The sequence below is a fragment of the Clostridium sp. UBA2485 genome (assembly GCF_002341865.1).
Lineage (GTDB): Bacteria > Bacillota > Clostridia > Clostridiales > Clostridiaceae > Clostridium_J.
The window spans coordinates 94,209-106,318 of record NZ_DDOV01000049.1 but is presented as its reverse complement, the minus strand read 5'-3'; the positions used below and the strand labels follow the sequence as shown (position 1 = coordinate 106,318).

At 27.5% G+C, this 12,110-nt stretch carries 13 protein-coding genes; 1 reads left to right on the top strand and 12 read right to left on the bottom strand.

What is annotated here, in order from left to right; genetic code table 11:
• Positions 1–49 precede the first annotated feature (49 nt).
• From B3603_RS09895 to B3603_RS09855, 9 genes are all read right to left on the bottom strand, one after another.
• Positions 50–520, bottom strand: a complete 471-nt coding sequence (locus tag B3603_RS09895) for a hypothetical protein (RefSeq protein WP_291564006.1) — start codon at positions 518–520, stop codon at positions 50–52.
• Positions 521–559: 39 nt separating this feature from the next.
• Positions 560–1,171 carry a CPBP family intramembrane glutamic endopeptidase gene (locus B3603_RS09890; RefSeq protein ID WP_291564003.1) on the bottom strand — a complete coding sequence of 204 codons (612 nt, stop codon included), beginning with the start codon at positions 1,169–1,171 and terminating at the stop codon, positions 560–562.
• A 142-nt stretch (positions 1,172–1,313) separates the two neighbouring features.
• Positions 1,314–1,589 carry a hypothetical protein gene (locus tag B3603_RS09885; RefSeq protein ID WP_291564000.1) on the bottom strand — a complete coding sequence of 92 codons (276 nt, stop codon included), beginning with the start codon at positions 1,587–1,589 and terminating at the stop codon, positions 1,314–1,316.
• Between the two features lie 305 nt (positions 1,590–1,894).
• Positions 1,895–2,365 (bottom strand): GNAT family N-acetyltransferase, encoded by a 471-nt coding sequence (locus tag B3603_RS09880; protein ID WP_291563997.1) that lies wholly within the window; start codon positions 2,363–2,365, stop codon positions 1,895–1,897.
• A gap of 293 nt (positions 2,366–2,658) precedes the next feature.
• On the bottom strand, positions 2,659–3,165 hold the full coding sequence (locus B3603_RS09875; protein WP_291563994.1) for a hypothetical protein: 507 nt from the start codon (positions 3,163–3,165) through the stop codon (positions 2,659–2,661).
• Between the two features lie 354 nt (positions 3,166–3,519).
• Positions 3,520–4,041 (bottom strand): GNAT family N-acetyltransferase, encoded by a 522-nt coding sequence (locus B3603_RS09870; protein ID WP_291564261.1) that lies wholly within the window; start codon positions 4,039–4,041, stop codon positions 3,520–3,522.
• 153 nt (positions 4,042–4,194) lie between these two features.
• Positions 4,195–4,734 carry a nitroreductase family protein gene (locus B3603_RS09865; RefSeq protein ID WP_291563991.1) on the bottom strand — a complete coding sequence of 180 codons (540 nt, stop codon included), beginning with the start codon at positions 4,732–4,734 and terminating at the stop codon, positions 4,195–4,197.
• 246 nt (positions 4,735–4,980) lie between these two features.
• Entirely contained in the window at positions 4,981–5,895 is a 915-nt protein-coding gene (locus B3603_RS09860) for a peptidoglycan-binding protein (protein WP_291563989.1), read from the bottom strand.
• A gap of 446 nt (positions 5,896–6,341) precedes the next feature.
• Positions 6,342–7,385, bottom strand: a complete 1,044-nt coding sequence (locus B3603_RS09855) for a serine hydrolase domain-containing protein (protein ID WP_291563987.1) — start codon at positions 7,383–7,385, stop codon at positions 6,342–6,344.
• Between the two features lie 551 nt (positions 7,386–7,936).
• On the opposite strand from B3603_RS09855, the gene B3603_RS09850 reads away from it, so the two are divergent.
• Entirely contained in the window at positions 7,937–9,133 is a 1,197-nt protein-coding gene (locus B3603_RS09850; protein ID WP_291563984.1) for an alanyl-tRNA editing protein, read from the top strand.
• 177 nt (positions 9,134–9,310) lie between these two features.
• Here the strand turns inward: B3603_RS09850 and B3603_RS09845 are convergent, their stop codons facing one another.
• The 3 genes from B3603_RS09845 to B3603_RS09835 form a co-directional block, all read right to left on the bottom strand.
• Positions 9,311–9,772 carry a hypothetical protein gene (locus B3603_RS09845; RefSeq protein WP_291563982.1) on the bottom strand — a complete coding sequence of 154 codons (462 nt, stop codon included), beginning with the start codon at positions 9,770–9,772 and terminating at the stop codon, positions 9,311–9,313.
• Between the two features lie 154 nt (positions 9,773–9,926).
• The gene (locus B3603_RS09840) at positions 9,927–11,318 is read right to left on the bottom strand and encodes a sensor histidine kinase (RefSeq protein WP_291563980.1); all 1,392 of its coding nucleotides are present in this window, start codon (positions 11,316–11,318) and stop codon (positions 9,927–9,929) included.
• Positions 11,315–12,031 (bottom strand): response regulator transcription factor, encoded by a 717-nt coding sequence (locus tag B3603_RS09835; protein WP_291563978.1) that lies wholly within the window; start codon positions 12,029–12,031, stop codon positions 11,315–11,317. Before B3603_RS09835 ends, B3603_RS09840 begins: the two co-directional genes overlap by 4 nt.
• Positions 12,032–12,110 lie beyond the last annotated feature (79 nt).

The window sequence follows — 12,110 nt, the reverse complement described above, 5'->3', positions numbered from 1 at the left end:
AAACAGGTAGTCTAACTTCCACTGGCAATTAGACTACCTGTTTTTATTCTCATTTTATTCTTTTTAAATGCTGAATATGTATTCCTAAATGCCCTATACCAAGTATAATAGCAGAGGCAATCAACCAGATAACTTTCCCATAAATACCTAATAATAAAAAAGCTATGACAGGCAAACTTGTAAGAGGTATCGGAATTCCATAAAAACTACGATAAAAATTATATTCTGTATGTTCATTAATAAAATATCTAATCCAACAAATCTCATAAAGTATCATCAGTAAAAATGATATAATAAGCCATAAAGTCCATATTGAAAATGAAGTAATATTAAAATCATTAAAAATCAATACACTGAACGTACAACATACTTGACCTACACGTTCAAATAATAATAATATTTTATTTTCTTCAGTAGTATCGTAATTTATTGGCCGATTTTTACTCCAAATAATATTAGGAATAAATAGCATCAATAAATATATAAGACCTATATATGAAAATCCTAAATGACCTAACATAAAATACTCACTCCTGAAAAGTTACTATTTTCTATATAATTAAATTATGTTAAACATTGCCATGAATGATGCTAGAGTATTAGCACAACCATGAAGTAACCAGCTTGAAATTATAGATCCTTCTGATTGTTTTTCATTAATCCATCCCATTAACCAACCTGCCATAGCAGTGATTAAAGTAACTATTACAGCTCCTAATATTCCCGATAATTCCATAAACATAATTCCATGCATTAGTCCAAATAATAATGTTTGAATAGAATTTCCAATTTTAAATCCAAATCTTTTTATAAATCTTTTTGTTAAAAATCCTCTAAAGAAAAGTTCTTCAGAAAGTCCTGTTTGTAAAAAAGCATAAATTAGAGTGGGAAAAAGAGCAGAAATACCTTTTCCTTTAAACTGTGAAGTTGCCATATTAGAGTCGTCTACAAATAATGGCACAATTATAAAAGCTGCAAAGGATAAAATAAATATGGTGAATATAAAAGTTAATATATATCTACTTTTGTCTTTTACAATTGGCTTTTTTATACCTAAATACTTTAAAAAGTTTGACTGTTTTTTATCTCTTGTAACCCACCAAATAAATGGCAAAATTAAAAATAATATAACTTGAATAATTGCACTAATTAACAAATTAATAAATTCCATATTATAGCCTCCTATTATAATGCACTCTTCGCAAAATATAATAATTATGAATTATATTCTTAAAAAAATATTATCTCCCTAATCCTTATCTTAAAAGTTGATAGTTATATTGTAATATAATCATCCTATAACTTAACAACAGCTAATTTAACAATTCAGAAACAGATAAAAATGTAATTAAGACGCCCAAAATAATCCAACTTATTCCAGTAATCTTATAATAATTCTTATTTTCTTTTAAATTTGTTCTCTTTATAATATTAATTCGATCTACTCCATTAATAATATTACTTACACCTAAAAATAGAAAAGCAATATTCCTTTCAACAAAATGTAAAAAATATAAAATAACTATAATCGCGGTAATAATATTAAATGTCCACTGTATTATTGAAATAATTTTATAATTGTTTTTCAAAATTACCCTCTCCTCTATTTATAATAATTTAATTTATATAATCTAATATTTATATCTCCCTAAACTTATGTCTATAATACATTCTCTTTAACACTTCAAGTTCCTTCATATTCCAGTAAAAAGACGTCTATATATTTTTAGAAATGAATTATTAAATTTAAGATTGCTTGGTAAGCCATTCCTGTCACAAAATAAAAAACACCGCAAATTCACTTATGAATAATACGGTATCTCAATTTATATTTACTTTTTATATTAGTATTAATAAATCCTTATAATAATTTACGGCTCATTAAAGCTACCTATTAAATATTTTTAGACATATTTATATCAGTAGCAATAAATCCTGTCTTTTCATATAATGATAAAGCCCTTTTATTATGTGCGAATACATGTAATGAAATTTTATTAATACCAAGTCCTTTAACTACGTCATCAAGAGATTTAAGTGCTTGAGTGCCATATCCTTTACTACGAAATTCTTTAAAAACAATGAAGTCATATACAAAGGCTTCTTTCTCAATTAATTTTTCATAACATTGAAACCATAGATATCCAACCTTTATCTGTTTATCATCATCTATTATAGAAAAGAGATATTGATTTTCACTATAAATACCCTTTGGAAGTAATCTAGCAAAAGTTTCTTTAGATAGGTTTTCTGCTTCCTCTTGAGCCCAAGCACCTGCTTTAATTTTTTCAGCAGCATAATCCTTAATAGAGTTATTAATGTAGTTATCAAAATCAAATTCATTCATCTTTTCTAATCTAACCATATTCCCCTCCAATTATATAATTTTTTAATAAATATTTTAAAAACAACACAACTTATAATATCTCCAGATAAAGATTATGTTCATTCTAGAATGTATATTACTTTATATAAGATTTTAGTATATCAAATATTCACCACTCTTAAACATAACATTACCTCAATAAACAAGTTATATAGCTGTATTCCATAGCTCTTTAATCTTATTGAAAAGCTTTTGATAATCTAAGCTTATTAGCTATGTAAGGCTTTAATCATATTAGCAATGAAACATATATGCTATAAATAGTTTTTAATCTATTTAATTAAATTAAAATAATAAACTACATCTTTACATAATTGATTTAACTCAATAGAAGAAATAATAATCTTATAAATTGGGAAAATCATAATAATTGTAATAGACAGCTGTAAAGATTTTTTATTGTTTTCTCTTTTATATAATTGACTATCTTTTCGTAAATCTATAAAAATTTTTAAAATAAAAATTAAATATAGTAGAAATACAAATAAATGAAATCTTTTAACACTAATCTCACTAATATTATTTCTAAAGTTCTCAAGTGTTTCCTTATTAAAATCATTTTCAATAATATTGTTTTTAATGTTATTTTTAGATATTGCCATATCCCATTTTAAAATTTCTGTACTATTTTCATTTAAAATATCTATTTTGCAATAATACTTTCCACTTCTAAACTCTAATCCTTGGGAATAATTAGAAATATAGAGCATAAAAACTACAAGTATAATAGCAAAAATTACAGAGTCAATTAAGATCTTTTTTCTAGTTTTACTACTCATAACCGGTCTCCATTAATATACTAAATATTTTTTTAGTTTACATTATCTAACTATTTTTTATTATTGTATGTTTATAATTTAATTAAGATAATTCTTTACTAATAAATTCAAGATGGTATTCTGTCATATTCGTTTTAAAACCTAATTTTCTCACTAAATTAATTATTTTTACATTATTTTCATATACGTTAAAATATATTTCTTTTAAGATGCATTTTATCATTTCTTCCATAATCACTCTGATTATTTATGATATACATTAATATTTTTTACCATTGTGTAACAATTTAAGAAGAATATAATTCAATCTAAATAAGTATTCTACTTAGTTTGTTTATTTAGTAAATCTAATACTTAATTCGATGAGAAACTAATATAACTACTTTCGTAATATTCATTTTTTAGCATTGAATATATAATTTGATCTAAATAACCACGTTTAGATTTATAGCTTTGTCTTAGAACTCCATCTCGATGCATTCCAAGTCCTTCATAAAGCCTAATCCCTATCAAATTATTCGGATACACATCCAACCAAAAGCGATTAATATTTCTATTTTCAAATGCATATTTTAGTAATGCGATCATGGCTTCTTTTCCATATCCTACTCCTTTGTGAGAAATAGCAATTCTTCTTAGTTCAAAAATTTCTGATTTAAAATCTAATCTAATTAGAGCATATCCAATAATTGAATTGTCCATTTTTTGTCTAAATACAAAAAGCAAGTGATTTTTATCTTCAATTTCTGCTTTGTGCTCTTCATAAGTACCAATCCAAAGAAAGTCTCTATTATCCTCATGGCTTTCCAATTCGATAATAGTTTCAATATCTTCTTCAGTAGCATCAATTATGTAAAGACGTTTTGTTTCTATCATACTGGTCACCCCTACTTTTTAGCTATTCCTATTATTTAAATGTTTTTTATTTCCCCAATGATCATGTTACGTCACATATTCTATTTAAGCTTTATATATTTTCTTACATCCTTAATCTTATTGTAAATTAAAAAGCTTATTCTTATATGATTTTTACCAATTTTCATAGTGTATTATTTCTTCAAGATTCTTTCGCGGACGAGCTTTTGGAGTTTCATTTGTATATCCAATAGTTATAACACCTACTACATACTTATCAGATGGTATATTTAGTATTGGTCTAATCTCTTTCTGAATAAACCACCCAACCCAACAGGTGCCTAATCCTAAACTAGTAGCTTCAAGTAACATATGTTCTATAGAAATTGATGTATCTCTGATTATTTGCTTCAGCTCCATTTGTGGACTATCCTCATTTAGTACTATATCTATATCTTCTCCCATTCTAGAGCGTATATCGGCAACACATACAATAAAGACTGGAGCAGAAAGCATCCATTTTTGATTATGGGATACTTCAGCTAATCTTTTTCTAGTAGATTCAGATTTTACCACAATGAAATGCCATGGCTGCGTGTTGCTACCAGATGGTGCAAGTCTTGCACTATCAAGTATCTGAATTATTTTTTCATCTTCAACAGATTTAGCAATGTAATTTCTAATACTTCTACGATTTTCAATTTCTTTAATCATATTTTTAACTTCCTCCATTAAAATATAATATTAAAATTTACTTCATTTTTAATATATTCCCTAGTAAATACTTTTCACCTTCTTTTTATAAAAATCAAGGACTATTCAAAAGTATTTTGAATAGCCCTTAATTTTTAAAATATATTTTTAATAAAACTGTTAAAACTTCTTAAGGATAAATAACTATATAAGCTATTTCTATACAGCTACTGTAATACTTTGTACTTCTTTTAAAGTTTTCTGAATTTAATTTGCTCCATAGCCATCTATAATAGTTTTATTAAGCTTATAATAGTTCATTTTTACAGCATCGCTAGAATTTCCTTCAATAGTACGAATTGCTCCTTCAGAAGGTAAATATTCTACTACAATACCAGTATGATAATAAGAACCTGATGAATTTTTAAAGAAAATAACATCGCCTGGTTTTGGATTGTATCCTGAAATTCTTGTCTTGTATCTTCCACGAGCTTTATACCAATTTACTCCATCTGAACAAAGAGCATACCTTGGTACAATACTTCCAAGTATTCCAGCTTTATTAGCGCACCAAGACACAAACATAGCACACCAAGGTTGACCATTCATTCCATACCATTCGCCATAAGGATTTATATTGTTCCCATTAGTTTCTTTAAATCCTTTTTTAAGTTCTTGTTTTGCTACTTCAATAAATTTACTAACACCTGATCCACCTACAACTACATCATCATTCGAATTTGAAGAACTATTTAATGCCTTCCAAGTTGCTGGTCCTACTATTCCATCTGCTGATAATCCGTTGGCTCTTTGGAATTTTATCACCGCATCATGAGTACCTTGTCCAAATACTTCATCAGCTCCATATTGACCTACGCTATATCCTTTATTTATTAATTTTTGCTGTAGTTCTCTTACTTTATCTCCTCTTGATCCCATTTTTAATAGTTCTCCACCAGAAGAATTATTACCAGAAGAATTATTAAGTGCATTCCAAGTTGCTTGTCCTACTATCCCATCTGCCGATAGTCCATTGGCTCTTTGAAATTTAATTACCGCATCATAAGTACCTTGTCCAAATACTCCGTCAGCTCCATATTGGCCAACACTATAACCAAGTGAAATAAGTTTTTGTTGAAGTTTTCTTACTTCTTCTCCTCTACTACCCTTTTGTAATAACATAACATCCTCTCCTTAATTTTAAATTTGTTTTACACTATATAAAGAGAATGTAATAGTACCTTTGTAACCCTATCTTTAAATAAAATTTTAATTTTACATTTAAGATGCTAATCTTTTTATTTCTCTATAATAAAAAAGCACCTATCACGGTGCTATAAGGACTTGTTAAAGATTATATTAATTTAAACCATAAAAATTCTATAAAGATACAAGCTCAAATTTTAAATTATCCATAAACCTTAAAAATATTTTTATACAAAATAAATAATTGATTTTTAAGTAATCCCTGCTTAATATAAATAATTAAAATAAGATTATTATAAATAATCTTATTTTATATATACAAATATTCCATTATATCAATTTATCTAGACTATTATAAAAAGGAGAATAATATCAACTACTCTCCCTTCATCTCTTTAATTTATAATTTAAAAATTACTTTACTATATTTCTTCGAAAATAATTGTTCTTATCTTAGACACTCTCTTAAAAAAATGCTCACTTGGAACATTTGTTATCATAATAATTTGAACATCTTCCTCTGGGAAAACTTCATTTGATGCAAGAAATCCAGGTATTATCCCGCTATGGTCTACCCTTTCTCTGACTTTGCCTCCAAGTTCTTCAGAAATTAAATGTACTCCATATCCATAATAATCATTTTCTTTAACCTTAATATATTTTTCAGTTATTTTCTTTAATAATTCTTCACTAATAATTTTTCCTCCAATTAGTGCTTTATTCCAAATATATANNAGATCTTCAACGGTTGAGTATAATGCTCCTGCAGCATGGGGTATACTCATATCTATAAATTCACAATTTACCATCCCTTTTTCTTCGCCTTTTAGCTCATAACCATTAGCTCTCTTCTTAATTATTTTATAATAATCATCGTATCCAGTATCAGCCATTAAAAGTTTATTGAAGATATTTTCCTGTAAGTATTCTTCATAGCTTTTATTAGATACTTTTTCAATTATATATCCTAGTAAAGCATATCCAGAATTTGAGTAAGAGTATTTTGCTTCTGGTTCAAAATCATATGGAACATACTTAAATTCATTAATGAGCATCTCTAAACTATGTTTCTTCCTCATAGTATTCTCAATTGAGCCTTCAATACTAGTATAATTAAATATCCCTGATGTATGGGTCAATAAATGATGAATGGTTACCTTGTCTCCTTTGGGATAATCTGGAATATATTTATCTAATGTGTCATCTAAACTTAATTTTTCTTTTTCAAAAAGTTGCATTATTGCTACTGCTGTAAACTGCTTTGTTACAGAACCAATACGAAATTTTGTTTTAGATGTATTTAAAACATCTAATTCATAGTTTGCCATACCATATCCTTTGCTAATTATTTTCTCACCTTTTATAGAAACTAATATGGCGCCGCTAAACTTCTCTTTCTCTACAAGATCATTTAAATAATTATTGATATTTATACTAATCTTATCTAAGACTTTTTTATTTATCATAGTCTTTATATTCCCCCCTTTTATTCATAAATCCATAACCATATAATAAAATTTACTTTTATTATACATAATTTACTTTATAGCTAGTTCATTCTATATGATAACTAATTTAAAACTTCTCATTTTCTATAAATCTATGAATTCATCTCATTAATAAAGCTATTTTAGCATTTTTCAGAATTAACTGTCAATTTTTGCATAAGCAATAGATTTAAATGTATATTCTATAAAATCCTTATAATAAATTTTTCAACTTATCCTTTTCTTTATATATACTTTAATTAATTCAGTTTTGCATATACAATATAGATAAATCATTTTAAAATTTAATATATAACTGAGTATCTATTCTTTTAGATATTTCAGTTTGAAACTTAAAGAAATTAACAATTAAAAGTGGGCAATTGACAATTATAGTTGAGATTAATTCTCTCCGAATTAATTTCTTTAATAGGTTTTTAACTAGCAATACAGACTACTAATATTCCACCTCTGGGGAACAGTAGNNTCAATTTTCAATTGTATAAGTGTTTAATAAAGGAGAATGTTAAATGGAGAGACTTTATTATGAAAATCAATATATTAAAGATTTTATAGCAGAAATTATAGACGTTAAAGAAATTGATGATAAATTTCATATTGTACTAGATAAAACAGCTTTTTTCCCTGGTGGTGGTGGTCAGCCTTGTGATTTAGGTTTAATAGAAAACTTAAATGTTATAGATGTATATGAAGAAAATGGAGTTATATATCATGTCACTGAAAAGAAGCCTATAAAAATACATAGAGCTAAATGTTCTATAGATTGGATAAGAAGATTTGATGGTATGCAGCAGCACCTAGGTCAACACGTACTTTCTGGCTGTTTCTTTAAATTTTTCAATGCCAATACCTGCGGATTTCATTTAGGACAATTCGTTAGCACAGTGGACATAGAAGGTATTTTAGATGAAGAAACCATTAGAAAAGCTGAAGCTATGGCAAATGAAATTATTCATAACAATTTAAAGGTAGAGTTTTTAATACCAAATAAAAAGGAACTAAAAAAATTAAATCTAAGAAGAGATCTTCCAAAAACAGATGAACAAATAAGGGTAGTTAAAATAGAAGATTTAGATATAAATGCTTGTTGCGGCGTTCACCCTTCCTCAACGCTAGAACTTCAAGTAATCAAAATAAAAAGATGGGAAAAACATAAAAAGGCAACTAGACTAGAATTCTTAACAGGAAATAGAGCTGTTGAAGACTATCTAAAAAAAGATCACTATATGAATCTTATATGTAGATATTTAAATACCAATGAAGAAGAAGCTATAAAGGGTATAAAAAACTTGCATGAAGAACTTAAAAATACTATAGAAGAAAATAAAAAAGCTATGATTGAATTAACTAATTATAAAACTCGTGAAATTATAGATTCAGCTGAAAAAATAGGAGATATTTCTATAGTTAAAGAAATTTATGATAATGAAGATATGAAGTATGTAAGTAAATTAGTTTCAAAAATTACAGATAATCCTAAAACTATTGCCTTAATTGCTATTAAATCTTCTGAAAAAGCTAATTTAATATTTGCAAAATCAAAAGATGTAAAAAATATAAATATGAATAATCTTCTTAAAGATACTATCACCTTAATTGATGGTAGAGGTGGTGGAAGTGAGTTTCTAGCCCAAGGCGGAGGAAAGAACAATGGAAATGTAGATTCTGCCTTAAACAGTGCCTTTATAAAAATAAAAAATAGCTAAATTATATTTATATTATATAAATGATTATAAAAAAAGTGTAAGTAAATTTTGTCTCACATAATCTACTTACACTTAATTTTATTTAATTATAATCAGCTATTGAGCCCTTCTATTCTAAAAAGCTCCAAGGGCTTTGACGGTGGAGTTTTAANNTTTTCATTCTTAATTTTCAATTTTTCAAGAAAACTTTAGGTCTGTATTATCCTTAAGTATGATTACTTTATCTTCATAAGATTCAAGCATCTGTAGAATATTATCTTTAGATTTTTCAAAATCACTACTCCATTTATACATAGAAAAAAGCATTTTCATAGTTGGAATATAATTAGACTTTTCTAGTTTTAAATTTTGACGAATCCAACGCTTTGCAATACGATATTTTCGTTTGAATAATGGTGTATCTAGTAAAATAATAGTGTCTGCTTTATTAAATCCCTCTTTAAAGCATTGACGAAAAACACCTTCAATAATCCATTTCTCAGAATCAATAATTTTATTGAATTCAAAATCTCTTTCTTCTGGAGATTTTCTTACATCACCACTTGGTAACCTCAAATGAACTACATTATCTAATTCATACCATGAAACATTGAATTGGTCTGATAGTTTTTTTGCCATTGTAGTTTTTCCACTTGCCACTGAACCTATAATATATATTTTAGATCCTCTATAATGATTGTTTATAGTAACCTCTCCTCTCTAAGCCATATAAGCTAAGAATATTAATATTTACATATACTTTTTAATTTCTATTATTTTATATTAATAGGTTATAGTTCTAAAAATATATAATTTAACGCTCTATAACGGGGAGAATAATTATTGCCTTAAACCCTTTCTCCTCTTGACTTTCAAGTATAAATTTGCCATTATGAGCTTTAATAATCCTTGAGACCATAGGTAATCCTAACCCATGTCCATTATGAATGAAGCTCTTTCTTTTAGAAGAATAGGGTAATTCCAATAAATTTGGTATTTCACTTTGTGGCATTCCTTTACCATCATCTGATACAATAAAACCACAAGTTTTTTTATCTTCATCTAAGATTGATTGTAATAATATTCTACAACCTTCTTTATTATGAATAATACTATTTTGAACAAGATTGGTTATTGCACGAATTAATAGCTTCTCATCCCCATCTATTTTTATATATTCTTCTGAAACATCTAACTCTATAGTATATTTTTCCTCTAATCCATTATTTAAAAACTCCGACGCTACTTGTCTTGCAAGTGATGACAATTTAAGTATCTTTTTATTTAGTGGCTGCATATCATACTCTAGCATTGATACCATATTTAAATCTGCAACAAGAGAGCGTAAATTTTCCCCTTGATGACGAATAATACCTGCCTGCTGGCGCTGTTCCAAAGTTATAATTTCATTTTCCTCAAGGCTACTTGCATACCCAAGCATTATTGAAAGCGGTGTTCGTATATCATGAGATATACCTGCGATCCAATTGAACCGTGCTTCATCTCTTGCCCTTAATGCAGTATTTTTTTCTTCTAAAAGTTTAGAAGTATAATTAACACTTTCTGCAAGATCACTTAAGACGCCATTAGGCTCAATATCTACAGGCTTTTCTTCCGTTAGTGCATGAATACCACCAATAATAGATTTTATAGATTTTATTAAACGAGAACCAATCAAAAGTGACAATAATAATGCTAAAAGAATGTTTATTATTATTAAAGATAATATTCTTAAAGGCAAAGAACTTACCCACTCTATAGGAAAATTAAATTGATATTTAGCAAAACTATCTTTTGGGTATCCAACAACAAGAAGTTCATCGCTATGTTCCCATACATAGACAGGATAGTCCATTAAATAATTCCGTGAAAATTGTGCTACATCTGTAATGGAATAAGTATTAGGAACCTCCTTTGGCATTCTCTCATTCCATATCACATCACCTTCTTTATTTATTAGCATAGCCCAAGCCTTTTTTTCTTCTAATAGTTTTTTAACTTCATTATCCAAGCTATAACTTAATCCATTATTACTTAATCCTTCTGAAACCACTTTAACTGTATTAAGAGGCGATTGTCCTTGTGGTTCACTCATTCCTTTAAATATCAGTGTTCCAAGCATAATAAAATTTAAAATTACCAAGCCAATAGATATGAATATAGTTGCTCTTATGAAATGCCTTAAAATTTTATAAGCGCCATTCATATTTCTTTTTCCTCTACTATGAGTTTATATCCAAGTCCTCTAATAGTAATTAGGTATTTAGGCTTAGATGGTTCTGACTCAATCTTTTCTCTAATACGCCTTATGTGAACCATTAAAGTGTTTTCATAACCGAAATAATCATCTCCCCATACAGATTGGCACAGAGCATCACTTGTAGTAATACGTCCTTTATTTTCATAGAGTTTTAAAAGTAAAGCATGTTCTTTAGCAGTCAATGGTTGTTCACCTTTTTCGCTGCGTACCATTGCACTTTCCAAATCCACAATACAATCACCAACAGTAAAAATAGGTAAGCTCTCCTTAATTGATGAGTTATAAACCCGTCTTAATATAGCCATAAGCCTAAGCATAAGCTCTCTAGGTAAAAAAGGTTTCACAATATAATCATCTGCTCCTAAGCCCAGTCCTAACAAACGATCTTCATCCTCTCCCCTTGCTGATAAAAAGAGAACAGGTAATTGTGAAAATTTACGTATGGAGGAAAGCAAAGAAAAACCATCACCATCTGGTAACATCACATCTAGAATAGCAATATCAGGCTTCTCAGTCTGGCATAGCATTAAAGCTTCTTTACAATTTGATGCATGATATATTCGTGAAAATCCTTCTTTACGTAAAAAAATTTCTACCATATTTCTTATTTCACTCTCATCATCAATAATGAGTATCTTTCTATATTTTAAATCTTCCATATTTCATCACCCAACTTTATTATATAATACAAATTCTGTAACTTCTAATAAACTTCTTCTCATTACATAAATTTAAGGT